The organism is Micromonospora yongxingensis (assembly GCF_052601155.1).
Window position 1 is genome coordinate 114902 of the sequence record NZ_JBQXEO010000014.1, and the last position, 24180, is coordinate 139081.

The following is a 24180-nucleotide window of genomic DNA, read 5'->3' on the forward strand; positions in this document are numbered from 1 at the left end:
CGATTCACGCCCCGCACGACGCCGCGCGCCGCCGCTCCACGCCGCCGCGCCTCGGCGTCACGCCCAGGCGCCTTCACGCCACGCCCCGCGCCACACCCTTGCCGCCGGCAGACGCGGCCGTCTCGCCGCACCTGCATGCCAAGATCGCGCGGCGCCGGGCTCAGAGGCGGTCGGCGCGGGTGTGCAGGAGGTCGTGCACGTTCTCGATGTCCGCCGGTGAGGTCCGCGAGGCGAGCCAGTACATGACGCCGGTGGGGATGAAGAAGAGCTGGAACGCGGCCAGCCCGACGGCGAAGTTCAACGGCGGCGGGAATGCCGCTCGCAGCCCCTGGAACGCCACCCCGACCAACCCGTTGCCGGCCGCGCGACCAACCCCGTTGACCAGGTTGCCCAGACTGTAGACGGTGCCCCGGTGCTCCGGTGGGTTGACGTCGGCGATCAGCGCGAACCAGTTCGGCGAGTTGGCCGAGGTCAGCGCGAGCGCAACGATGGCGGTGAGCAGGCTCAGCCCCACCGACGGCTCGGTGAAGACACTGGCCAGCACTGCGCCGATCACCGCGCCGCCACTCGCACCGTCCGGCACGTCGATGGTCACCGGGACGAAGAACAGCACCAGGTAGAACGGCAGCGCGGCGAGGATGCCGACCGCGGCGACCAGGGCCCGCCCTCTCGGCGTACGCCGCTGCGCCGCGTCGCCGATCAGGCCACCCACGATGGAGAGCACGCCGCCGAGTTGGAACAGTGTGGCGAACACGCTGCCCACCACCACCGCGGTCGACGTCGAATATCCCTGGGCCTCGGCCCGTTCGGCGAAGAGCACCGGCAGCCAGACCAGTGAGCCGAAGGCGGCCTGCGCGGTCAGGCCCTGCAGGATCAGCCACCGGTTGGTCCGTCGGGCCAGGATGCGCGGGAGGTCGGCGCGGCTGATCCGATAGTCGTACTCGGCGCCGGCGTTCAGCCTGCCGGCCAACTCCGGCTCGCTCTGGCCACGGCGGACGTCGTACGTGAACAGGTACGCCAGGGCGGCGACCAGGCCGACGCCGGTCAGGATCAGGAACGGTCGCCGCCAGTCAGCCGCCCCGAGCAGCCCGCCGACGAGCGTGCCCGCCAGGGTGCCGACCCCCTGGGAGAGCCCCCAGAAGCTCATCACCAACCCGCGCCGGTTCGGTGAGATCAGGTCGGTGACCACCGAGAACCCGACGGAGCCGACCGCACCGAGGCCGACCGCCGCGACCAGTTGTGCGGCGAGGAACGTCAGGTAACCACCGGCGAGCGCGCTGCCGCCGGTGCCCGCCGCCCAGAGCAGCGTGCCCACCATGAGCAGCGGCTTGCGGTTGGTCCGGTCGCCGACGTACGCCCAGCCGACCGCCGCCACCGCGCTGACCAGGAAGCTGACCGCGGTGACCAGACCCACCAGCCGTCCCGACACCTGGAACGCGTCGGAGATCGGGCCGTACAGCGGCGGGACCAGCCCGATCGCCACGTTGTCCAGGGAAGCGAGCAGCACGAACACCACGACGCTGTACAACCGGTGGGCCGGACCACCGCCCCGGCCAGGCGGACGTGGGCCGGGCCCGCCACTGGTCACCGTCATGACCGGCAGCCAACCAGACTCCGGTGCGGCGGTCGTCACGCGGGTGGGTGCCGGTCACCGTCAACCAGCACCCACCCGCGTCGATCCCGACGGTCAGCGGCGGTCGAGGACCAACCCGCGGGCTGCGGCGTACTGCTCGCGGACGGCGGGCACGGGCTCGGCCGCGTACTCCTCGGTGCCCTTGAGCTCCCACACCGGCGGCGTCGGACCGCCCAGGGCGACCCAGGCGGCCTGTCGGGCGGCGCCGTCGGCGACGTACTCCCCGGCGGGCGGGACGACCACCGGGCAGCCGAAGACCTGCGGTGCGATCCGGCGGACCGCGGCGGACCGGGCACCGCCGCCGACCAGGATGACCCGGCGGACGGTGGCACCCTGCGCGGTCAGCGCGTCCAGGCCGTCGGCGAGCGCGCAGAGCATGCCCTCCACGGCGGCCCGGGCCAGGTGCGCGGGGGTCGAGGTGCGCAGGGTCAACCCGTGCACCGCGCCGGTGGCGAGTGGACGGTTCGGTGTCCGCTCGCCCTCCAGGTACGGCACCATGACCAGCCCGTCCGCACCGGCCGGCGCGGAGAGCGCCAGCTCGGCCAGCTCGTCCAGGCCGACGCCGAGCAGCGCGGCGGCGGCGTCCAGCACCCGGGCGGCGTTGAGCGTGCAGACCAGCGGCAGGAAGCGGCCGGACGCGTCGGCGAAGCCGGCCACCGCACCGCTGTCGTCGGCGGCCGGCACGTCGGCGACGCTGAACACGGTGCCGGAGGTGCCGATGGAGACGACCACGTCACCGGGGCCGGCGCCGACGCCGAGCGCGGCGGCGGCATTGTCGCCGGTGCCCGCGCCGAGCAACGCGCCCGACCCACCCAGCCCGTCGGCAAGGGTGCCGGCCGACTCGGCCGGACCGAGCACCTCGGGCACCGTCAGCCGCCGCCCGAAGGCCCGCTCCAGCAGGTCGAGTCGGTATTCGCCGGTGGCCGGCGACCAGTAGCCGGTGCCGCTGGCGTCACCCCGGTCGGTGCGCAGCGCGGCCAACCCCGGAGCGCCGGCCAGTCGCCAGGTCAGCCAGTCGTGCGGCAGGCACACGGCGGCCACCCGGGCGGCCAGTTCCGGCTCGTGCCGGGCCAACCAGCGCAGCTTGGTGATGGTGAAGCTGGCCACCGGCACGCTGCCGGTGGCCGCGGCCCAGAACCGGCGCCCCGTCGCGCCGCCGCCGGCCTCCTGGACCAGGTCGGCGGCGGCATCGGCGGATCGGGTGTCGTTCCAGAGCAGTGCCGGACGAACCACCCGGCCGTCCTCGTCGAGGCAGACCATGCCGTGCTGCTGGCCGGCGACCGAGACCGCCGCCACGTCGGCCAGCCCGCCGGCCTGGTCGGTGGCGCTGCGCAGCGCCTGCCACCAGGCTTCCGGGTCGACCTCGGTGCCATCCGGGTGCGGTGCGCGGCCCTGCCGCAGCAGTGTGCCGGTCTCCGCGTCCCGGATGACCACCTTGCAGGACTGTGTGGACGAGTCGACGCCCGCGACCAGCGGCATGGCCGGGCCCTCAGCGAGCGCCGAGCAGGTGCTCGACGGCGAGCTGGTTGAGCCGGACGAAGGCGTAGCCCCGGGCGGCCACCGCGTCGACGTCGACGTCCTCGAACGCCGACCGGTCGGCGAGGAACTCGTCGTATCCCTCGCCAGCGCCGAGCGTCGGCGTGCTCAGCTCGCCGACCTTGCTCGCGGCCAGCGCCTCGACGACCTCCGGGTCGGCGCGGAACGCCGCCGCCCGCTCCTTGAGCAGCAGGTACGTGCTCATGTTGGCGGCCGCCGACGCCCACACCCCGTCCATGTCCTCGGTGCGGGAGGGCTTGTAGTCGAAGTGCCGGGGGCCGTCGTAGGTCGGGCCGCCGTTCGGGCCGCCGTTCTCCAGAAGGTCCACCAGGGCGAACGCGTTCATCAGGTCACCGTGGCCGAAGACCAGGTCCTGGTCGTACTTGATGCCCCGCTGGCCGTTGAGGTCCAGGTGGAACAGCTTGCCCTGCCAGAGCGCCTGGGCGATGCCGTGGGCGTAGTTGAGCCCGGCCATCTGCTCGTGCCCGACCTCGGGGTTGAGGCCGACCATCTCCGGGTGGGCCAGCTGGGAGATGAAGGCCAGCGCGTGCCCGACGGTGGGCAGCAGGATGTCGCCGCGCGGCTCGTTGGGCTTGGGCTCCAGGGCGAAGCGCAGGTTGTAGCCGCGGTCGATGACGTACTGGGTGAGCAGGTCGACGGCCTCGCGGTAGCGGTCCAGCGCGGCGCGGACGTCCTTGGCGACGTCGTACTCGGAGCCCTCGCGACCACCCCACATGACGAACGTGCTGGCGCCCATCTCGGCGGCGAGGTCGACGTTGCGCAGCACCTTGCGCAGCGCGTAGCGGCGGACGTCGCGGTCGTTGCTGGTGAAGCCGCCGTCCTTGAAGATCGGGTGGGTGAAGAGGTTGGTGGTGACCATCGGCACCACCAGGCCGGTCTCGTCGAGGGCCTTGCGGAACCGGGCGATGTGGTGGTCGCGGGTGGCGGCGTCGGCCCCGAACGGGATCAGGTCGTCGTCGTGGAAGGTGATCCCGTACGCGCCCAGCTCGGCGAGCCGGTGCACCGCCTCGACGGCGTCGAGCTCGGGCCGGGTCGCGTCACCGAACGGGTCGCGGGCCGGCCAGCCCACCGTCCAGAGCCCGAAGGAGAACTTGTCGGCGGGGGTGGGACGCGGTGCCATGAGCAACCTCCGGGGTGGTGGTGTCCGCTATTTGTTCAACGATTGAATTATTTGCCCACCCTGTGGCACTGTCAAGGGGTGAGCCCCACCCACGCCCCGGCCGGCGCCGCCCGTCAGGGCAGCCTGCGCGAACTCAACCTCGCCCTGGTCTTAGGCCGGATCGCCGCCGCCGACCGACCCCCGTCCCGGGCCGACCTGGCCACGGCGACCGGCCTGACCCGGGCCACCGTCTCCGCGGTGGTCGAGGACCTGCTCGCCGGCCAGTTGGTCAGCGAGGCCGATCCGGCGCCCCGGACCGGCGCCGGCCGACCGGCCCGGGGTCTGGTGCTCGCCGACCAGGGGCCGGCCGGCCTCGGCCTGGAGGTCAACGTCGACTACCTGGCGGTCTGCGTCGTGGACCTCGCCGGGCAGGTGCGGCACCGCACCGTGCACCGGGCCGACCTGCGCCCGGTCGACCCCGCCGACGCCCTCGCCCGACTCGTCGAGCTGGCCGCGCGGGCCCGGGCCGACGCCGACCGGCAGGGCCTCACCCTGGCCGGGGCCGCGCTCGCCGTACCCGGCCTCGTGGACGACGCCGGGTTGGTCCGGCTCGCGCCGAACCTCGGCTGGCGCAACGTCGCGGTGCCCGCGCTGCTCGCCGAGCACCCGGGGCTGACCGAGCAGGTGCCCGGCGTACCGGCTCTGATGGTGGACAACGAGGCCAACCTCGCCGCGCTCGGCGAGCTGCACTCCCGGCCACCCGGCCCGGCCAGCTTCCTGCACATCTCCGGCGAGGTCGGCATCGGCGCCGGGATCGTGCTGGACGGCGCGTTGTTCCGCGGCGTCCGCGGCTGGAGCGGCGAGATCGGGCACCTGCCGGTCCACCCGCAGGGCCGCCCGTGCCGCTGCGGCGGACGAGGATGCCTGGAGCAGTACGCCGGCCAGGAGGCGATCGTGGCCGCCGCCGGCCTGGCCCGGGCGGAGCTTCCCGCGGACACGGCGACCGTCCGGCTGGCCGAGCTGGCGGAGGCGGGCGACGACGCCGCGCTGCGGGCCCTGCGCGACGCCGGGACCGCGCTCGGTGTCGCGGTGGCCGGCGTGGTCAACCTGCTGGACCTGGACACCGTGGTGCTCGGCGGTGGGTACGCGCCGCTGGCACCCTGGCTGTGCCCGCCGGTGCTCACCGAGATCGCGGCCCGGGTGCTCACCGCCGCCTGGTCACCGGTCACGGTCCGACCGTCGACGCTCGGCGCGGAGGCCGCCGTGGTGGGCGCGGCCGGCTCGGTGGTCCGCCGGATCGTCGCTCGACCAGGCGGCTGGCTGGCCCGCTGCGGCTGAGCCGGCCCGCCGCTCTGGGCGGCGGTCGGAAGGGCTCGGTACGCTTGCCCTCACGCAACGATCCCCAGGCGAGGAGCCAGGAGCAGCATGCGCAGAGGTCGTCAGACGCGGGCCGGCGTCGGGCGGTGACCACGACCCGACGGGGCGGCATCACCGGCCCGGCGAGCGACGGTGGCCAGGCGTCCCGCCGAGCGACCCGGCGGTCCACCGGCGGTCCGCTGCCGGCCGACCCCCGGTTGGCCCGTGAGCTGCTCGACGGGCTCGCCGAGGCTGTGCTGACGACCGACGCGAACGGCTGCGTCACCCTGGTCAACGCCATGGCGACGGAGCTGCTCCCGGAGATCACCGCAGGCGTCGACCTGTCCCGGTGCCCCGTGCCGTCGCTGGCCCGTGCGATCGCCGACGGCACCGAGACCTTCGAGGCCGAGCACGGCGGCCGGCGACTGCGCGGCGCCCGGCGACAGCTCGCCGACGGCCGCTACGCCTGGTACATCCGGGACGTCACCGAGGAGCACGCCCGCACCGACGCCCTCCTGGCCGAGCGCTCCCGCACCGCCTTCCTCGCCCAGGTCGGCAGCCGGCTGGGGCTCACCCTGCACCGGGACCAGACGCTCCGGGCCACCGCGACACTCGCCGTGCCGTACCTCGCCGACGCCGCCGTGGTGCTGCACCGCCCGCCGGTGGCGAGCGAGCCGCACGTCAACTGGATCCGGTACGCCGACGGCGAGCCGGCCCCGGTCGCCGGGCTGGCCGAACCGACGCTGACCGGCGGCGTGCCCGGGCTGAGCGAGGCGCTGGACGGTAAGCCCACCGAGCCGAGCCCGTGGTCGGACGCGGAGTTCGCCGACCTGGCCAGCGTGCTGCCGCCCGGATTCGGCCAGCCGGGCACCGTGCTGGTCAGCCCGATGCTCAGCGCGGGCGGCCCGACCGGTGCCCTGCTGTTGATCCGCCGGGCGGGGTGGGCCGCCTTCGACCGGCGCGACGTCGAGCTGGCCCGCGAATTCGCCACCCGGGCCGGCGCCGCGCTGGCCGCCGCCGAGCTGTACGGCGAGCAGGCCCACCTGGCCCGAGTGCTGCAGACCAGCCTGCTCCCGCCGGCGTTGCCCCCGGTGGCCGGGGTGAGCATGGCCGGCGGCTACCGGGCCGCGGGCGACACCCTGCGCATCGGCGGTGACTTCTACGAGGTGTTCCCGCACCCTCGCGGTGCGCTGTTCGCGCTCGGGGACGTGTGCGGCAAGGGCGTCGACGCCGCCGTCCTGACCGGGCGGGTCCGCCAGTCGTTGCAGACGCTGCGGTTGGTCGAGCAGCGCCCGCTGGAGTTGATCCGGCTGCTCAACCGGGCACTGTTCGACGCGCCCGACGCGGCGCGCCGCAGCCAGTTCACCACCCTGCTGCTCGGCTCGCTGGACCGCCTACCGGCCGGGGTCGACATGCGGATCGCCGGCGGTGGCCATCCGGCGCCGCTGCTGCTGACCACTGCCGGCACGGTCACCCCGGTTCCGGTCGGCGGAATGCCGGTCGGCGCGCTGGCAGCCGCCCGGTTCGCCGAGACCCGGGTGCGTCTCGCCCCGGGTGACCTGCTGCTGGCGTACACCAACGGGGTGACCGAGGCGCGCGGCGGACCGCGCGGTGCGGAGGTGTTCGGCGAGGCACGGCTGCGCGCCGCGCTCCTCTCGGCGGCCGGGCTGCCCCCGGCGGCACTGGTCGACCGGCTGCTCCAGCTGGTCGACGAGTGGCTCAACGGGCAGGCCCACGACGACATCGCGATGCTGGTCGTGTGCGCCTCGGCGTCGGCGTGACCGACCGGCCACGGCCGCCGGCGGGATCAGGCGGTACGTGCCACCGGCGGCTCGCCGGTCGGCTGCTCCCGGGATGCGCCCATCCGCTCCGGGCCAGCGGTGCGGCTCGGCCACACCGCCGGGGTCGGCCGGTCCGGCTCCTCCGGCCAGTCCTCCCCCTGACCGGTCGGCCGGTCCGGGCCGTCCGGGCCGCCCGGTGCCGGCACGCTCGGGGCCTGCAGCCGGCGGGCGGTCTCGTCGAACTCCCGCATGCCGCGCAGCAGCGCGTCGCGGCCCGCCGGGGTCATCCCGGCCAGCACGACGGCGAGCTTCGTCTCACGGTCGGCCCGCAGCTCGGCCAGGAGCCGGCGAGCCTCGGGCGTGAGGTGCAGGGCGATCTCCCGCCGATCGAAGCGGCCCGGCTCGCGCTCCAGCATTCCGGCGGCGACGAGACGGTCGCAGAGCCGGCTGGCGGAACTGAGCAGCATGTCGAGTCTGGAGGCGAGCCGGCGCAGGTTGATCCCGTCGAACTGCTCGACCACCATCACAGCCCGTAGCTGGGCTCCGGACACCCTGCTGGCGGTGCCCTCCCGGGCGGACTCCCACACGGACAGCAGGGCTCCCGCCACCGCGTCCAGTGCGGCAGCCATACTCGTCTCGGGGTCCGGTGGACCGTGCAGTTCGGCCATGGTGGCCCGAGACTACTCCGAACCCACTGGTGGTCGAGCTTTGATCAAGGGAGCGGTGATGAGTGAACCGGTCAATCGGGCACGACGTACCCTGAACGAGACACCCGCCGACCAACTTGTGGGCGGAATCGCGGACGTTCTGGCCGGGTCGTACGGCATCACCGAGGCGGAGCTGTACCAGGTCGACTACCGGCTCTCGGAGCTCCTGCCGCTCACCGAGGGTGACCCCATCACGGGTCCCGGGCACCCCGCCTGGCGCGCCTTCGACCACCAGTCACCGGTGCTCGCCGACGACACCGCCTGGTTTCCGGTCAGCATGCGCGGCGAACGTCGGGGCGTGCTGCGACTGGGACCGGTCCAGGACGACCCCACCCTCTTCGGCGAACTGGCCGACATCGCCACCGCTCTCGCCCACGAGCTGGCGGCCGTGTCCGCCGGCACCGACGTGTACCGCGCGGCACGACGCAGCCAGCGGCTCACCCTGGCTGCGGAGATGCAGTGGGACCTGCTGCCCGGCCGCAGCCGCATCCGGCCCTCGTTCAGCCTGGCCGGGCAGCTGGAGCCGGCGTACGCGGTGCGGGGCGACAGCTTCGACTGGTCCGACGACGGGCAGCGGCTCTGGTTGTCCACCGTCAACGGCAGCGGTGAGGGCGTCGCCGCCTCCCTGCTCACCTCGCTGGCCACCCACGCGCTCCGCAACGCCCGCCGGGCCGGGCTCAGCCTCGCCGACCAGGCCGCCCTCGCCGACCAGGCCCTCTACGACGAGTACCGGGGTGAACGGCACCTGTCCGCGCTGCTGATGGAGCTGGACCTGCGCTCCGGGGCGATGACCGTGGTCGACGCCGGCTCGCCCCGCCTGGTCCTGCTGCGCGACGGCGAGGTCAGCGAGCAACCGCTGGAGGCGCAGTTCCCGCTCGGCATGTTCGAGGCCACCGACTACCACGAGCAGCGGATCACGCTGGAGCGCAACGACCGGCTCTTCGTGGTCAGCGACGGTGTGGTGGACGCCACCGGGCGGGACGTGCGCTACGGAGAGACGGCGCTGGACCGGTTCCTACGGCGCACCGGCCCGATGGAGCCGCTGGACGCCGTACGGTCGCTGATCGGGGACCTGCGCGCGTTCGTGTCCGGCGATCTCGTCGACGACGCGGTGGTGGTCTGCCTGGACTGGACCGGCCCACAGCCGTGACCGGCCCGCCCGCCGCCGGTCAGTACGCGCCGCGGCTCTTCAGCACGGCGCCGAAGGTCTTCCAGAGGATGGTGAGGTCGGCGGCGAGGGACCAGTTCTCCACGTAGTAGAGATCCAGCCGGATGCCGTCCTCCCAGCTCAGGTCGGACCGGCCGCTGACCTGCCACAGACCGGTCATGCCGGGCTTGACCAGCAGCCGCCGCGCCACGTCGCCGTCGTAGCGGGCCACCTCGGAGGGCAGCGGCGGACGCGGGCCAACCAGGCTCATCTGCCCCCGCAGCACGTTGACCAGCTGCGGCAGCTCGTCCAGCGACCACTTCCGCAGCAGCCGGCCGACCCGGGTGACCCGGGGGTCGTCGCGCATCTTGAACATCAGGCCGTCGGTCTCGTTGCGGGCGGCCAGCTCGCCGAGCAGCACGTCGGCGTTCACCACCATGGTGCGGAACTTGAACACGCCGAACTCCTGCCCGCCCCGGCCGACCCGGACCTGGCGGAACAGCACCGGGCCTCGGGTGTCCAGCTTGATGGCCAGCGCGATGATCGCGATCAGGGGCAGCAGCACCGCCAGCGCCAGCGACGAGGCGGACCGGTCGACGAAGCCCTTCACCAGCTTGCGCGCACCGCGGAACTCGGGCGCCTCGACGTGGATCAGCGGCAGCCCGGCAACCGGACGGGTGTGGATCCGCGGGCCGGCCACGTCGGTCAGCGCGGGTGCCACGACCAGGTCGACACCGGTCCCCTCCAACTGCCAGCCGAGTCGGCGCAGCCGGGTGGCGGTCAGCTCACCGGAGGCGGTGACCGCGACGGTGTCCGCGCCGATCGCCGTGGCGGCCTCCGGGATGCCCCGGAACGATCCCACCACCGGCACGTCCCCCAGCCGCTGCGCCACCGGCGCCAGCAGCGCGTCCGGGATGCACGCGCCGACCACCTGGTAACCCGCGTACGGCTCGCGGCGCAACGTGTGCACCAGCTCCAGCACGTGCGCGGTGTCGCCGACCACCAGCACCTTCCGGGACCAACCGGCGCCCCGCGAGCGTGCCCGGTGCAGGCGCTTCCGGGCGGCGAAGCGGGCGACCTCCAGCCCGACGGTGCCCACCGCGAAGGAGATGCCGAGGAAGCCTCGGGACACCCCGACGTCGGCGATGTACCCGGCGATGGCGATCGCCCCGGCGAGCCGCAGGCTGGCCGTGCTGACCCTGCGGTACTCGTCCGCCCCGTAGCCGATCACCCGGTCGTCGTAGCAGCCGAGCGCCTTCAGGGAGATCAGCCAGGCGAGCACCAGACCGGGTGCCACCAGCACGTACGGGATCTTCGAGCCGCTGGGCTCCTCGTCGCCGAAGCGGGCGACGTACCCGACGAGCAGCGCGAGGATGAGGATGGTGGTGTCCAGCACCACCAGGATCCGGATGTAGGACCGTTCGTCGGCGCGCGCCACCAGCCCGGCCGGACGACCGTCCGGCTTCGCCGACGTGCTGGCGGGGGTCAACAGTGTCGCAGCGGTCACCGGCCCTCCCACTCTGCTCAGGACGGCCCCGGTCGACGGGTCGGGCCGGAGGCGGACCGACAATGCCGGAACACGTCGACATCCTGCCCCGACAACTATCGTCGCCGATTACTTCCGACGTATTGCCGTCACTTTTCCGCAATCCTGGAGGGACGAAAAGGGGCCCGCCGTACCGGATCGCGGTACGACGGGCCCCTTGGTGCTGTGCGTGGAATCAGCGCGGCGCCGGGGGGCGCAGCGCGATGGCGTTGAGGAAGATGGAGCCGATCTCGGTCGGGTCCTTGGTGACGAAGCTGCCGCCGCCGGTCACCTTCGTGATCGACTCCAGCTCGGCCTTGCTGACGCCCTCACCGATGCCGATCATCACGACCTGGACCGGCCGGTCCGGGTCGGCGAGCCGCTTCAGCTCGGCGAGCAGCTGGGCCTGGCTGATGCCGTTGTCGTCCTCGTTCTTGCCGTCGGTGAAGAGCACCACCGAGTTGACGCGGCCGGGCTGCCAGTCCGCCTGCACCGTCTTGTAGGCCGCGAGCATGGTGTCGTAGAGGCCGGTGTCGCCGCTGGACGGCTTGATCGTGCCGAGCGCCGCCTCCAGCTGCGCCCGCTGGCCCGAGAGCGGGGCGATGCCCACCAGCTCGCGGTAGTCCCGGTTGCCGACCAGCTTCGTGGAGAAGGTCCACAACCCGATCGACCAGGAGTCGTCGAAGAGGCCGAGGCCGCGGCGGGCCGCGTCCACGGTGACCTCTTCCCGGCTGCGGTTGTTGGCGCTGGGCACCTCGTCCTTCATCGAGCCGGAGACGTCGATGACGCAGAGCATCCGGCCGGACTGGGTGGCGACCGACCAGCTCGTGACGACACGCTGTATGGCTGCCGGGTCGAGGCCGCCCGCGGCGGTGCCGCCGGTCGCCGGCGCGGTCGACGCGCCGCCGGCCGGGCTCGGCGCACCCTGCGGCGCCTTGAAGCCGGAGCCCCAGTTGCCGTCCGGCGCGCGCAGCGACTGCGCCGCCAGCCGGTTGCGGAACGTCGGGGTGGTGAGCAACTCGAACAGCACACGGGCCGCCGACGCCTTGGACGGCTCGATGCCGGGCAGGACCGCGTACGGGTAGTCCAGCGGCATCGGCGCCGGCTCCATGTAGAGCGCGGCGAGCTTGACCGGCGGTTCCTTGCTGTTGTACGCCATCACGTCTTCTTCGGACAGCGCCGCCGCACCGAGACCGCTGGCGATGGACGTCGGGTCCTTGGCGGTCGGGAAGCGGGCCAGCAGGTCGTTGCGGAGCGAGGAACGCCCGGTGGCCAGCGCCCGCAGCGCGCCGACGGTGTTGCGCTGGGCGTCGCCACCGGCGGCGCTGGCGGCCGTGGTCAGCGAGAGCAGACCGGACAGGCCGGCCGCGTCCCGGGTGGGCTCGACGATCCCGGTGCGCAACGGCTTGCTGCTGTTGACCTGCTTGAGCAGGTCGGTCCAGGTGAACTTCGTGTTGGGCCAGCCCAACCGAGATGCCACCGGCTCGGGCATCGCGACGACGATGGGACTGCGCGCGATGGACGCGCCGTTGGTCGGAGCGAACGCGGTCGCTTCCTTCTTGAGGCGCAGCAGCCACATCGAGGAGTCCGGCACCCAGACGTCCGGGGTGACGGCGGTGCCGCTGGCCTGTCCGACCCCGGCCAGGATGGCACCGTGCTTGGCCGCCATAACGGCGGCCACGTCGACCGGGTCGGACGCCGAGACGTCCACCCGGATGCAGGTGCCGCCTACCGCTGCGCCGTCCTTGGTCCACTGGGACGCGGCGGCGTCAACCGCCGGCGCGAGCTCGGAGGCGACCGCCACGGCGAGCCGGATCTCCCCCGAACAGCTGGGCTGGATCAGCTCGCGGTAGCCGAACCAGACGCCGGTCGTGACGACGAGAACCGTCGCCGTCGCGGCGGCGGCTGCTAGATGGAGTTTCGAACGCATGCGATGGCGGCCTGCTGACACGGTGACCATCTTGCGTAATAGATGCCGTCCCTGCCATAACCGTTCGGACTAAAGTTACTCAGGAGAGACAGTTGATCGCCGTTTAACGACAGACAGTGACGGAGCGGCCCCGTGGTGTGGTCAAATCCGCGTCACCCTCACGTCCCGCCCGTCGACTACGCGGCTCACGGCAGCACACAGGTCGGGCTCGGCACCGGCACCGGCTCCCCGACCGGCACCGGGATGCCGGTGTCGGCGTCCCGCCGGAAGACCCGCACCATGTCCGCCCGCTCGTCCGCGACGTAGAGGTGCTGCCCGATCATCGCGAAGTGCCGGGGCCACTCGCCACCGGTGTCCACTTCGGCCACCAGCTCGGGCAGCTCGCCGGCCAGCGCGAAGACCGCGACGGTACCCACCCCTCGGTTGGCGACGTAGAGGAACCGGCCGTCCGGGCTGACCGCAACCTCCGACGGCTGGACGTGGCCGGTCCGCTCGCTCGCGTCGACCCGGCCGCGCTGGTGCAGCGCGCCGTCGTCGGACAGCTCGTACGCGGTGACCGAGGCGTCCAGCTCGCCGACCAGGTAGCAGCGCCGCCCGTCCGGGTGGCGGGCCAGGTGCCGGGGCCCGGTGCCGGGCGTCGTGTGCATCCGTGGCCCGCGGGGGACCAGCCGCCCGCTCGCGCCGTCCAGGTCGTACCGGTAGACCGAGTCGGTGCCCAGGTCGACCGCGAGCAGCGGCTCCCGGCCCGGCCCCGGGGAGACCATGTGGGTGTGCGCCCGCTCCTGGCGCTCCGGGTCGGGGCCGTGGCCCTCGTGCACCACCAGGTCGGTGCGCTCCCCCGGAACGCCCTGCGGGTCCAGCGGGAAGACCGCGACGCTGCCGCCGCCGTAGTTGGCCGCCACCAGGTGGCCGCCGTCGGGCAGCACCGCCAGGTGGCAGGGCTCGGCGCCGCCGGTCGACCGGCTGCTGCCCAACGGATCCAACGCGCCGTCCGACCCGACCCGCCAGGCGCTGATCTCGCCATCGGTCAGCTCGTTGACCGCGTACAGCACCGGCTGGGTGGGGTGCCGGACCAGGAAGGAGGGCGACGGGGTGACCGCCACCGTGCCGATCGGGGTCAGCGCGCCGGTGGCCGGGTCACGGCGGGCCGCCACGATGCCGCTGCCCCGCCCGCCGCTCTGCGCGGTGTAACCCCCGATGTGGACGACCTCGCCCTGACCACTCACGTCCCACCCCTCCGCCGGCATCCCCCGATCCAACCAGAGCCTGCCCGCCGAGCCGGCACCTTAACCGCCATTGCGGTGCCCGGATCAGGCGGCCGGCACCGGCTCCCCACGCTGCCGGGCCACGTGCTCGACCAGAGAGATCAACACCATCTTGCCCGACTGCCGGTCCCGGGCGTCGCAGAGCACCATCGGCACGTCCGGGTCCAGGTCGAGCGCCCGGCGTACGGTCTCCAGGTTGAAGCGCCGGGCATCGTCGAAACAGTTGACACCCACCACGAACGGGATGCCGCGCTGCTCGAAGTAGTCGATGGAGGGGAAGCAGTCGGCCAACCGGCGGGTGTCCGCGAGCACCACCGCGCCGAGCGCCCCGAAGGCCAACTCGTCCCACAGGAACCAGAACCGGTCCTGGCCGGGCGTGCCGAACAGGTAGACCTGAAGGTCCTCGTTGATGGTGATCCGACCGAAGTCCATCGCCACCGTGGTGGTCGACTTCCCCTCCACCCCGGAGATGTCGTCGGTGCCGATCCCGGCGCCGGTCAGCACCTCCTCGGTCTGCAACGGCCGGACCTCGCTGAGCGCGCTCACCAGCGTCGTCTTGCCCGCCCCGAAGCCTCCGGCGATGAGGATCTTCAGTGCCAGCGGGATCCTGGTGTCGGATCCCGCATGGTCATAACGCACGGAGTCCACTGACCACCGCCTTGAGGATGTCGTCGTCGGGAAGGTGGCCGGCGGCCGGCGGCTCGTGCACCGCGACCAGGCCCTGGGCGAGGAGGTCACCGAGCAGCACCCGGACCACCCCGATCGCGAGGTCCAGCTCGGCCGCCAACTCGGCGACCGAGACAGGTTGGCGGGCCAGCGCGACCAGCCGCCGGTGCTCCGGAAGCAGCCGCGGGTCGCCCGCGGGGTCGAGGTCCGAAGCGGCCAGCACGAACGCGACCAGGTCGAACCCATCGACGGCGGAGCGTACCCGGCCGCCGGTGAGGGTGTACGGGCGCACTACCGGGCCGGCTTCGCCGTCCAGCCACTCGTGCTGGGGCCCGGGCGGCTCAGCCCGCATCACCGGCACCCGCCGACGACCGGGGCGACGCTGTCAGGTTCTCTCCCACCCGGATCACGAGCATCGCCATCTCGTACGCGACCAGCCCGATGTCCGCGTCGGCGTCGCTCACCACGGCCAGGCAGGCGCCCTGCCCGGCGGCGGTCACGAAGAGGTACGCCGACTCCATCTCCACCACGGTCTGCCTCACCGGCCCGCCGTCCACGTGCCGGCTCGCGCCCCTGGCCAGGCTGGAGAAGCCGGCGGCGAGCGCGCAGAGGTGTTCGGCGTCGGAGCGCTCCAGCTCGGCCGACGAGCCGAGCAGCAACCCGTCGGCGGAGAGCACCACCGCCTCCCGGGCGGCCGGTACCCGTTCCACCAACTCGTCGAGCAGCCAGTCGAGGCCGGCGCTCTGCTTCGTCGAATGCCGCACTAGGCGTCCCTCTCACTCGCGGTCAGGGGTTCGGATGCCGCCGCCGGTCCGGTTGTGGCGGCGGGTGAGGCGGGCTTCGGATCGGCGGCCGACCCGGTGGGCGCGTCCGGGCTGGCGGGCGCGTCCGGGCTGGCGGGCGCGGCCGGGGCGGCCGGAGCGGCCGGAGCGGCCGGAGCGGCCGGAGCGGCCGGGGGCACAACGGTGGCGCGGCCCCGGGCGGTGCCCGCCTGGAGGGCCGACATCACCCGGCGCACCTCCTCCGGCGATCGGGGCGTCGGGGTGTCGGTGACGGTCGACCGGGGCCGGGTGGCGGGGGTACGCCGTCGTACCCGGCGGGGCAGCCCGTCCAGCTCGTCCGCCGTCTCGCCGGCGGGCGGCACCCGGTCGGTCGCACCGCCACCGACCCCCTCGACGGTGATCGGCACGGTGACCTCCGACTCGTGATCGACCTGCCCGCCGCCGGCCGATCCGTTCGGGCGGGGCGCGTCCGGAGCCGGCGTGCCGGTGGACCGGGCACCGGCGGTGGCCGGTCGGTTGCGGCCCATTCTGGGTCGGGGCACGGTGGCCCGACGGCCGGTGCGGGTCAGCCGCCGGTCCGGGCCGACCGGCGCGGAGCCGGGCGCGGTCGGGTCGGGGCCGGCCGGCGGTTCGGCGGTGACCAGGTCGGTGGGGATGAGGGCCACGGCGCTCACCCCGCCCTCCCCGGACGGGCGCAGCCGCACCCGTACGCCGTGCCGAGCGGCCAGCCGGGCAACCACGAACAGGCCGAGCCGGGCGCTCTGGGCCGGGTCGAACTCGGGTGAGCTGGCCAGCCGCGTGTTGGCCGCCTCCAGCGCCGCGACGGACATCCCCAGCCCCCGGTCGGTGATCTCCAGGGCGTAGCCGTTGGCCACCGGTTCCCCCGTCACGGTGACCCGGGTGTCCGGCGGGGAGAAGGCGGTGGCGTTCTCGATCAGCTCGGCGAGCAGGTGGATGACGTCGCCCACGGCCCGGCCCAGCACACCGGCCGGCTGCACGGAGGTGATGTCAACCCGGTCGTACGCCTCGACCTCGGAGATCGCACCCCGGATCAGGTCGACCATCGCGACCGGGTTGCGCCAGCCCCGGCCCGGCGCGGAGCCGGCGAGGATGACGAGGTCCTCGGCGTGCCGGCGCAGCCGGGTGGCGAGGTGGTCGACCTGGAACAGCTCGGCCAGCTCGTCCGGGTCCTCGACGCGTCGCTCCATCCGGTCCAGCAGGTGCAACTGCCGGTGCACCAGGCCCTGGCTGCGCCGGGCGATGTTGAGGAAGACCTCGTTGAGCCCGCGGCGCAGGGTCACCTCGTCGACCGCCGCCTGGACGGCGGTGCGCTGCACCTCGGTGAAGGCCCGCCCGACCTCGCCGATCTCGTCGTGGCCGTACTCCAGTGGGGGCGCCTCCCGTGCGACGTCGACCTGCTCGCCGCGGCGCAGCCGGGTCACCACGTCCGGGAGCCGGTGCTCGGCCAGCTCCAGAGCGGCGGTGCGGACGCCGCTGAGCCGTCGGACCAGCGTGCGGCCGACCCGCAGTGCCACCAGCACCGAGACCACCACGGCGACGAGCCCGAGCAGCCCGGCGGCGGCGAGGCGGACCAGGATCCGGACGGCCATCGGCACCGATCGGTCGGTGAGCCCGTCGGCCTCGGCCAGCTCGAAGTCACGTAGCTGCTGCTGCACCGCGTCGTGGCTGGCCTGCCAGCTCGCCGCGTCCACCGGCGGCCGGCCCGTGCGGTTGGCCGCCACCAGCGTGTCCTGCATCGTGCGCAGCCGGGCGAACGCCGCACCCTCGGTCAACCGCTGGTACGCGGACCGGCCGGCCTCGGGCAGGTCGGCCACCGCGCTCTCGGTGAGCCACCGCTGGTTGCCGATGGCCTGCACGAGCTGGGTGTGCTCCCCCTCGGCGAACCGGCCGGCGGTCAGCGCCCCGGCCAGCAGGGCGTCGGTCTGGCCGAGCAGCTCGCGGGACCGGCCCAGCGCGGTGAGCGCCAGCGCCTGCCGGTTGAGGTCGGGGTCGTCCAGGCTCGCCATGCCGGCGAACGCCTGGAAGGCCGAGGAGATCATGCCGCTGTAGAGGCCGATCGCGCCGGCCCGGTCGACCTTGCGGTCGTCGATGAAGTCACGGCCGGCCGGCAGCGCCGCCAGGGCGGTGACCAGCTGGTCGACCCGGGTGTCGAGCAGGTCGTCGGCGGCGTCGCGCAACTCGTCCCCGTCGACCCGGCGGCGCAGCTCGGTGACCGCCCGGTCGGTGCGCTGCCGTTGCTCGGTCAGGGCGGGCAGGTCGGTGGTGCCGGCGAGCTGCACCACCGAGAGCCGGCGTTCGCGTTGCAGTTCGGTGACCACGGCCTCACCGGGGCGGCCCAGGTCGTAGAGCAGGGTGCGGGCGGAGAGCAGGTGCAGGGCGGGACCGAAGGTCAGCGTGGTCGCGAAGATCCATAACGCCAGCAGCGCCGTCACCGGCGCGACGACCAACGCGGTCAGCTTCGAGCGGATCGGCCAGTCGCGGGTTCTCATCAGACCTCGCCCGTACAGGGGTGGCAGGAGGGGCGCCGGCACCGCCGGGCAACGCGCCGGCCGGCTGCGCCCGGCCAGGAAGCCGGGCACCGGCGCGGGCGCCTTGGGCAGGATACGTAATCGTCGGCCGTTGCACTACCGCCCGTCGCGCCGACATCGACGCTCCGAAATGCACCCCGCCCGGCACGGCGAGCGCCCCGCCGGCGGACCGGCGGGGCGCTCGCGGTGGTGCGGTACGGCTCAGGCCTGTGCGGACATGCCGAGCCCCTCGGCGACCCGTCGGCCGTAGGTCTCGTCGCACTGGCTGAAGTGCCAGACCATCTTCTCCTGGATGTGCTTGTCGCACTGGGCCAGCAGCGTGGTCAGGTTGAGGATCACGTCGTCGCGCTCCCAGTCCGCCATCTCCCGGAAGCGGCGGCCGGCCTGCGAGTAGTTGTTCTGCCGCTCGATCGGGGCCTTCATGATCTGCCCGGAGACGAACGGCCGGTACTCCCGGTAGGACTCGTCTGCCTCCTGGAGGCCGGCGACGGAGGACGGCTCGAAGTTGATGTGCGGGTTGCCGCCGCGGTTGTCCACCCCGTACGACATCTGGCCGCCGCCCTGGTTGGTGCTGACCTGGACGTCCTCGCGTGGCCGGTTGACCGGCAGCTGGAGGTAGTTCGGGCCGACCCGGTAGCGCTGGGTGTCCGAGTAGGAGAACGTCCGGCCGACCAGCATCTTGTCGTCGGAGAAGTCGATGCCGTCGACCAGGACGCCGGTGCCGAAGGCGATCTGCTCGTTCTCGTTGTGGTGGTCGGTGATGTTGCGGTTGAGCGTCATCATGCCGACGGGCAGGTAGGGGAACTGCTCCTCCGGCCAGATCTTGGTGTCGTCGAGCGGGTCGAAGTCCAGCTCCGGGTGCTCGTCGTCGCTCATGATCTGCACGTTGAGCTCCCACTGCGGGTACTCGCCGCGTTCGATCGCCTCGTAGAGATCCTTGGAGGCGTGGCCCAGCTCGGTGGCCTGGATGGCGTCGGCCTCGGCCTGGGTGAGGTTGTGCTCGCCCTGCTGGGTCATCCAGTGGAACTTGACCAGCACAGCCTCGCCCTGCGCGTTGACCAGACGGTAGGTGTTCACGCCGGAGCCGCGCATGGTGCGGTAGTTCCTCGGGATGCCGTACGGGGAGAAGAGCCAGGTCAGCATGTGCATCGACTCGGGCGTGTTCGACATGAAGTCGAAGATCCGGTTCGGCTCCTGGCGGAAGGTCACCGGGTCCGGCTTCAGCGAGTGGATCACGTCGGGGAACTTGATCGCGTCGCGGATGAAGAAGACCTGGAGGTTGTTGCCCACCATGTCCCAGTTGCCGTCCTCGGTGCGGAACTTGACCGCGAAGCCGCGCGGGTCGCGGGCTGCCTCGGAGGAGTCCCGCCCGCCGATGACGGTGGAGAACCGGATGGTCACCGGGGTCTTCCTGCCCCTGGTCTGGAACAGCTTGGCGCGGGTGTACGTCGCCGCCGGCTTGTCACCGATCGTCCCGTACGCCTCGAACTCGCCGTGCGCGACGAAACCCCGTGCGTGCACGACCCGCTCCGGGATCCGCTCCCGGTCGAAGTGGCTGATCTTCTCGAGGAAGTGGTAGTTCTCCAGCGTCGCGGGGCCACGTGAGCCGACCGTCCGCTGCTGCTGGTTGTTGTGCACGGGGTGACCCTGCCGGGTGGTGAGGATCGGCTTCTCGGCCTGGTCGCTCATCGCTCTCCTCCAGGTGTTTCTGTTCGGTGCGGGGGGCGGGCCGTCGGATCCGACCGGCTCCAACCACCCAAGCGCGTTTTCTGGAATGAGTCAAGTTTTAGCCGGACGTGACGCTGTGTGCCTCGTCATCGCGCTCCGCCGGGCAGGAAACTCCCGACGTCGGACGCGGCCCGGCGAGGAAAGTGCCCCCGATCGGGATTGGCGATCAGTACGCGGAGGGAATACCGGGTAACGAAGGAGGAGCCCATGTCGCCCACGCAGATAATCGTCATCGTGCTCGTCGTGCTGGTGATCGTCGCGGCGCTGGCCGTGGCCGCCCGGTCGCTCGCCCGACGCCGCGCCCTGCGCAACCGGTTCGGGCCGGAGTACGACCGGGTGGTGGCCGAGCAGGACAGCCGGTCCGCCGCGGAGCGCGAGCTGCGCGACCGGGAACGCCGGCACGCCGAACTCACACTCACCGCGCTCAGCCCGGAGTCCCGGGCCCGCTACGCCGCCGCCTGGGAGGAACTTCAGGTCCGCTTCATCGACTCGCCGAGCGAGACCGTGGGTGACGCCGACGAACTGGTCACCCGACTCGTCGAGGAGCGGGGCTACCCGACCGGGGACTTCTCCGACCAGACCGCCCACCTCTCCGTCGAGCACGCCCGCACGCTGACCCACTACCGGGACGCGCACGAGATCCACCTGCGCAACTCCCGGGGCGAGGCCACGACCGAGGAACTGCGCCAGGCGGTCGTGCACTACCGGGCACTCTTCGCCGACCTGCTCGGCGAGGAGCCGGTCGGCCACCGCACGCCGGAACAGCGCCACCCGGACACCCCGCACGACGCCACGAGCCGCTGAGGAGGCCACCGATGCGCCAGGAAGAGCAGCAGGTGAGCAACGACCATCCGGAGGCCGTCCGGTCCGCACCGGTTCCGGTTCCCCCGACCGGTGACCGGGCCGCCGGCCACCCGGACGTGCCCGAGGACGTCCTGGACGACCGGGGCACCTTCGACGATCCGTCCCTCGCCGACGAGCGCACCGACGGCCCCGGCCGACGGGACGACCGTCGGGACGACAGGGCCGCCGAGCGTGCCGAGGAGGGAGAGTTCCACGAGCCGGGGCCGCTGCCGACCGTGTTCGGCGCCACCACCGTGGCCGACGCGGTGGCGGCGTCCGCGCTGGCCAGCCCGCGCCCCGAGGACCAGCCGGACCCCCGGGCCGAGCGGACCGCCACGCCGGGCGACGGCGCCGAGGACGGCGAGCGGGAGGGCCTGCGCGCCGATCCGACGGCCGAGCTGCACCGCCGCGACACCGACACCGACACCGACGACAACCGGGGTACCGATCCGGCCGCGCCCGCCTACGGCAGCGCCGCGCCGGAGATGGTCGACCCGGACGCGGTCTCGCCGGACGCCGACCCGGCGCTCGCCGGACGGGCCTCCGGCACCTCGCTGCACTCCGCGGGGACCGCGCTACCGACCGGGTCGACCGTGGCGGCCGAGCCGGCCACGCTGCTCGACGCCGACACGGCACAGGCGTTCCGGGACCGCTGGCGCGACGTGCAGCTGCGCTTCGTGGACGATCCGCACGCCGCCGCCGGTGAGGCACAGGCGCTGGTGGAGGAGGCCATCCAGGCACTCGCCTCCGCGCTGGCGGCGCAGAAGACCACGCTCGGCGGGTGGCAGGACGCCGGCTCGTCGGACACCGAGCAGTTGCGGGTGGCGGTGCGCCGCTACCGGGACTTCCTGGACCGCGTGCTGGGTCGCTGAGCGACGGCACCAACGGGGCGCCCCGGCCGGTCGGCCGGGGCGCCCTCTCGTCGCGGACCGAAGCCGGACGAGAAGGCCCGAGCAGCCCACAACACGCCGGAGGCGACACGGAGGCGTGAAACCACCCGCGCGGGGTAATACGCCGCCCGCGTAACCGACACGGGCGGCGGACGAGGGGTGGCGGGATGGAAGACGGCGGCGGTCTCCGGCTCGACATGAACGGCCTGGACTACCTCATCCTGGCCCTCTATTTCGTCACCGTCCTCGGGGTCGGCTTCGCGGCCCGCCGGGCGATCCGGACCAGCGTGGACTTCTTCCTCTCCGGCCGGTCCCTGCCGGCCTGGGTGACCGGTCTCGCCTTCGTCTCGGCCAACCTGGGCGCGTTGGAGATCATCGGGATGGCCGCGAACGGCGCCCAGTACGGCGTGATGACGGTCCACTACTACTGGATCGGCGCGGTGCCGGCGATGGTCTTCCTGGGCATCGTGATGATGCCCTTCTACTACGGCTCCAAGGTCCGCAGCGTGCCGGAGTACCTGCGGCTGCGGTTCAACCGCCCCACCCACCTGCTGAACGCGCTCAGCTTCGCCGTCGCGCAGGTGCTGATCGCCGGGGTGAACCTCTACGCGCTGGCCCTGGTGATGCAGGCACTGCTCGGCTGGCCGCTCTGGACCGCGATCGTGGTCGGCGCGGCGATCGTCCTGGCGTACATCACCATCGGCGGTCTGTCCGGGGCGATCTACAACGAGGTGCTCCAGTTCTTCGTCATCCTGGCCGGCCTCATCCCGGTCACCGTGATCGGCCTGGTCAAGGTCGGCGGGGTGAACGGGCTGATGGACGCGGTCCGCGACTCGAAGCTCGGTGAGGCGGGTCTGCACGCCTGGGAGAACACCGGCACCACCGCCAACCCGCTGGGCGCGCACTGGCTGGGCATCGTCTTCGGGCTGGGCTTCGTGCTCTCCTTCGGCTACTGGACGACGAACTTCGCCGAGGTGCAGCGGGCGCTGTCGGCCAAGAACATGAGCGCCGCCCGGCGTACGCCGATCATCGCCGCGTACCCGAAGCTGTTCATCCCCCTGGTCACGGTCATCCCCGGCCTGGTGGCCCTGGTGACGGTGAAGGGCCTCGGCGCGGAGAGCGGCGACCTCCAGTACAACAACGCGATCCCGCTGCTGATGCGTGACCTGCTCCCTAACGGTGTGCTCGGCGTGGCGGTCACCGGCCTGCTCGCCTCGTTCATGGCGGGCATGGCGGCCAACGTGAGCGGCTTCAACACCGTCTTCACCTACGACATCTGGCAGGCGTACATCCGCCGCGACCGCTCGGACGAGTACTACCTGCGGATCGGCCGGTGGGCGACGGTCGCGGCTGTGGTGGTCGGCATCGGCACCGCGTTCATCGCGTCCGGGTTCAGCAACATCATGAACTACATCCAGGCGCTCTTCTCCGTCTTCAACGCGCCGCTGTTCGCCACGTTCATCATCGGCATGTTCTGGAAGCGGATGACCGCGCTGGCCGGCTTCTGGTCGCTGCTGCTGGGCACCCTCGTGTCGCTGAGCCTCTACCTGCTCTACAAGGGCGGGGTGGTCCACTTCAACTCCGACCTGGAGGAGAGCTTCTGGGGTGCCGGCCTCGCGTTCGCCACGGCGGTGGTGGTCGCCGCGATCCTCACCCCGCTCACGGCACCGAAACGCGACGAGGAACTGCGCGGGCTGGTCTACGGCATGGGCGGTGTCGACCTGAAGGGCGACGTGCTCGCCGGTGACGCCGTCTGGTACCGCTCCCCCGTGCTGCTCGGCGTGATCGCGGTCGCGCTGGCCGCCCTGTTCTACATCCCGGTCTTCTAGGAAAGGGGTTCGGCAGATGAGCAACGACGGCCAGCCGGCACAGGACCCGCTGATCGACGAGACGCAGGAGGAGCAGCGCCGCTCCGCCGCCGCGAGGCTGTTCGACATCCGCCGGGTGATCGGTGGGCTCTTCGTGGCGTACGGCGTCATCGTGGCGCTGATCGGCGTCTTCGACAGCCGTGCGGAGATCGACAAGGCCGAGGGCGTTCGGATCAACCTGTGGGCCGGGCTGGTGATGCTCGCCTTCGGTCTGTTCATGCTGCTCTGGCAGTGGCTGCGCCCGGCCGAACCGCCGGCGCCCAACGAGAAGCAACCCGGCACCTGACCGACCGCCGTGCGCGCCGGCCGCCCCGGGAGGGTGGTCGGCGCGCGGCCGCTCGGGTCCCCGCCGGCGCCGTGCATGGCCGCCGCCGCAGGGGGTACGCGAGGGGGATCAGGCAACGTGTCGGACACAGGAGGCAGCACCATGACCGATCGCGAGCGCCGACCGCCGCTGGAGGAGAGCCAGGAGGTGGCCTCCGCGGTGGACGACGACAGCACAGTCGCGCAGCTGCGGACCGGGGGCGGCCCCGACCGGGACACCCCGGCCTTCACCGAGCCCCGCGACCGGCCCGGCGATCTCGCGCCGGACACCGACGACCTGATCGGTGACCCGTACGGTGCCGGCACCGGCGCGACCGGGACGGGTACCGGCGCCGGCGGGGACAACATCCGCACCGGGGCGGAGCAGCCCTGGGAGCCGGAGGACCTGGTGATGGCCCGAGGGCAGGACCTCACCCCGGAGAACCTGGACAAGGCCCGCCGCGACCTCGCCGAGCACGGCCGGGCGGCGATCGAACGCACCGTGCCCTGATCACGGGGCACCAGGGTGGGTCCCCGGCCCGACCGTGACG

At 73.0% G+C, this 24180-nt stretch carries 20 protein-coding genes; 8 read left to right on the forward strand and 12 right to left on the reverse strand.

Annotated elements, in window-relative coordinates:
- Positions 1-160: 160 nt before the first annotated feature.
- The 3 genes from ACTWLT_RS18690 to xylA form a co-directional block, all read right to left on the reverse strand.
- A complete protein-coding gene (locus tag ACTWLT_RS18690; RefSeq protein WP_445319482.1) occupies positions 161-1594 on the reverse strand; it encodes an MFS transporter in 1434 nt (477 codons plus the stop codon).
- A 93-nt stretch (positions 1595-1687) separates the two neighbouring features.
- Positions 1688-3112, reverse strand: coding sequence for a xylulokinase (gene xylB, locus ACTWLT_RS18695; RefSeq protein ID WP_445319483.1), 1425 nt, complete (start codon positions 3110-3112; stop codon positions 1688-1690).
- 10 nt (positions 3113-3122) lie between these two features.
- Positions 3123-4310 carry a xylose isomerase gene (gene xylA, locus ACTWLT_RS18700; RefSeq protein ID WP_445319484.1) on the reverse strand — a complete coding sequence of 396 codons (1188 nt, stop codon included), beginning with the start codon at positions 4308-4310 and terminating at the stop codon, positions 3123-3125.
- Between the two features lie 78 nt (positions 4311-4388).
- Here xylA and ACTWLT_RS18705 point away from each other — a divergent pair, with 78 nt between their 5' ends.
- Positions 4389-5627 carry an ROK family transcriptional regulator gene (locus ACTWLT_RS18705; protein WP_445319485.1) on the forward strand — a complete coding sequence of 413 codons (1239 nt, stop codon included), beginning with the start codon at positions 4389-4391 and terminating at the stop codon, positions 5625-5627.
- Between the two features lie 125 nt (positions 5628-5752).
- Positions 5753-7426 carry a PP2C family protein-serine/threonine phosphatase gene (locus tag ACTWLT_RS18710; RefSeq protein ID WP_445319486.1) on the forward strand — a complete coding sequence of 558 codons (1674 nt, stop codon included), beginning with the start codon at positions 5753-5755 and terminating at the stop codon, positions 7424-7426.
- Positions 7427-7452: 26 nt separating this feature from the next.
- Here the strand turns inward: ACTWLT_RS18710 and ACTWLT_RS18715 are convergent, their stop codons facing one another.
- Positions 7453-8094: a MarR family winged helix-turn-helix transcriptional regulator gene (locus ACTWLT_RS18715; RefSeq protein ID WP_445319487.1), complete on the reverse strand. Its 642-nt coding sequence runs from the start codon at positions 8092-8094 to the stop codon at positions 7453-7455.
- A 58-nt stretch (positions 8095-8152) separates the two neighbouring features.
- On the opposite strand from ACTWLT_RS18715, the gene ACTWLT_RS18720 reads away from it, so the two are divergent.
- Positions 8153-9283, forward strand: a complete 1131-nt coding sequence (locus tag ACTWLT_RS18720; protein WP_445319488.1) for a PP2C family protein-serine/threonine phosphatase — start codon at positions 8153-8155, stop codon at positions 9281-9283.
- A gap of 19 nt (positions 9284-9302) precedes the next feature.
- Here the strand turns inward: ACTWLT_RS18720 and ACTWLT_RS18725 are convergent, their stop codons facing one another.
- From ACTWLT_RS18725 to ACTWLT_RS18760, 8 genes are all read right to left on the reverse strand, one after another.
- Entirely contained in the window at positions 9303-10787 is a 1485-nt protein-coding gene (locus tag ACTWLT_RS18725) for a sugar transferase (RefSeq protein WP_445319489.1), read from the reverse strand.
- Between the two features lie 214 nt (positions 10788-11001).
- The gene (locus ACTWLT_RS18730; RefSeq protein WP_445319490.1) at positions 11002-12756 is read right to left on the reverse strand and encodes a substrate-binding domain-containing protein; all 1755 of its coding nucleotides are present in this window, start codon (positions 12754-12756) and stop codon (positions 11002-11004) included.
- Between the two features lie 164 nt (positions 12757-12920).
- Positions 12921-13961, reverse strand: coding sequence for a lactonase family protein (locus ACTWLT_RS18735; RefSeq protein WP_445319491.1), 1041 nt, complete (start codon positions 13959-13961; stop codon positions 12921-12923).
- An 84-nt stretch (positions 13962-14045) separates the two neighbouring features.
- Positions 14046-14648 (reverse strand): GTP-binding protein, encoded by a 603-nt coding sequence (locus tag ACTWLT_RS18740; protein WP_445319492.1) that lies wholly within the window; start codon positions 14646-14648, stop codon positions 14046-14048.
- Complete coding sequence (locus ACTWLT_RS18745) at positions 14629-15018, reverse strand: DUF742 domain-containing protein (RefSeq protein ID WP_445319493.1); 390 nt, start codon at positions 15016-15018, stop codon at positions 14629-14631. Before ACTWLT_RS18745 ends, ACTWLT_RS18740 begins: the two co-directional genes overlap by 20 nt.
- Positions 15008-15430 carry a roadblock/LC7 domain-containing protein gene (locus ACTWLT_RS18750; RefSeq protein WP_445319494.1) on the reverse strand — a complete coding sequence of 141 codons (423 nt, stop codon included), beginning with the start codon at positions 15428-15430 and terminating at the stop codon, positions 15008-15010. Before ACTWLT_RS18750 ends, ACTWLT_RS18745 begins: the two co-directional genes overlap by 11 nt.
- Positions 15430-17958: a sensor histidine kinase gene (locus ACTWLT_RS18755; RefSeq protein ID WP_445319495.1), complete on the reverse strand. Its 2529-nt coding sequence runs from the start codon at positions 17956-17958 to the stop codon at positions 15430-15432. The genes ACTWLT_RS18750 and ACTWLT_RS18755 overlap by 1 nt, the downstream gene beginning before the upstream one ends.
- Before the next feature lie 240 nt (positions 17959-18198).
- Positions 18199-19686 (reverse strand): catalase, encoded by a 1488-nt coding sequence (locus ACTWLT_RS18760; protein ID WP_445319496.1) that lies wholly within the window; start codon positions 19684-19686, stop codon positions 18199-18201.
- A gap of 246 nt (positions 19687-19932) precedes the next feature.
- Here ACTWLT_RS18760 and ACTWLT_RS18765 point away from each other — a divergent pair, with 246 nt between their 5' ends.
- The 5 genes from ACTWLT_RS18765 to ACTWLT_RS18785 all read left to right on the forward strand — a co-directional run bounded on the left by ACTWLT_RS18765 (position 19933) and on the right by ACTWLT_RS18785 (position 24140).
- The gene (locus tag ACTWLT_RS18765; RefSeq protein ID WP_445319497.1) at positions 19933-20529 is read left to right on the forward strand and encodes a hypothetical protein; all 597 of its coding nucleotides are present in this window, start codon (positions 19933-19935) and stop codon (positions 20527-20529) included.
- 11 nt (positions 20530-20540) lie between these two features.
- Positions 20541-21440, forward strand: a complete 900-nt coding sequence (locus ACTWLT_RS18770; protein WP_445319498.1) for a hypothetical protein — start codon at positions 20541-20543, stop codon at positions 21438-21440.
- A 185-nt stretch (positions 21441-21625) separates the two neighbouring features.
- Positions 21626-23287 carry a sodium:solute symporter family protein gene (locus ACTWLT_RS18775; RefSeq protein ID WP_252418792.1) on the forward strand — a complete coding sequence of 554 codons (1662 nt, stop codon included), beginning with the start codon at positions 21626-21628 and terminating at the stop codon, positions 23285-23287.
- A gap of 16 nt (positions 23288-23303) precedes the next feature.
- Positions 23304-23612 carry a hypothetical protein gene (locus ACTWLT_RS18780; protein ID WP_252418790.1) on the forward strand — a complete coding sequence of 103 codons (309 nt, stop codon included), beginning with the start codon at positions 23304-23306 and terminating at the stop codon, positions 23610-23612.
- Positions 23613-23753: 141 nt separating this feature from the next.
- Entirely contained in the window at positions 23754-24140 is a 387-nt protein-coding gene (locus ACTWLT_RS18785; RefSeq protein WP_445319499.1) for a hypothetical protein, read from the forward strand.
- Positions 24141-24180: the final 40 nt, after the last annotated feature.